Source organism: Neisseria sp. 27098_8_139, from assembly GCF_041433195.1.
Lineage (GTDB): Bacteria > Pseudomonadota > Gammaproteobacteria > Burkholderiales > Neisseriaceae > Neisseria > Neisseria subflava.
Map to the genome: position 1 here is coordinate 1 of NZ_JAPWBA010000036.1, position 682 is coordinate 682.

The window sequence follows — 682 nt, forward strand, 5'->3', positions numbered from 1 at the left end:
GCAGTTCAGGCCGATGGCAGCATTAGCGCGCCGACCTACACCCTGGCCAATGCCACTGGTACGCCAACGAACTACAGCAACGTAGGCGACGCATTGACTGCGCTGAATGCACGCACCAATGCGGCCAACGCCGGTTGGAAATTCCAAGTGAACAGCGGTGCTGCGGAAACCATCAAGCCGAATGATACGGTAGGGTTTAAAGATGGTACCAACATTGCCATAACCAACAACGGTAAAGACATTACCATTGCCACCAAACCTAACCTGACTGCCGACAGCTTGACAATTAACAACGGCCCGGTCATCAACGGTAACGGTATTAGCACCAACGGCAAAAACATTGATATGGGTAACAACGGCAAGATCACCAACCTGACCAGCGGCAACGTTGCGGCAGGCGACAACAGTGCCGTAACTGGCGGTGCAGTTAATACCGCAATCAATACTGCCATCAATACTGCCGTGACCGATTTGAAAGACGCCGGCTTCAAGATCGGAGCCGACAGCGGTGCAGACGACACCGTAAAACTGGGCGAAACCGTCAAATATGCCGGCGATGCCAATATCAAGACCACGGTTACCAACAACCAAATCGGCTTTAAACTGGCCGACAGCATTACCGTTGGCCCGGCCAGCGGCGGCAACCCGGTTACCGTCGACGGTAGTGCCGGTACGGTTACCG

At 54.3% G+C, this 682-nt stretch carries 1 pseudogene; it reads left to right on the top strand.

The features are described from left to right. Positions 1-682, top strand: a pseudogene (locus tag O3660_RS11560) (hypothetical protein); the annotation flags it as partial.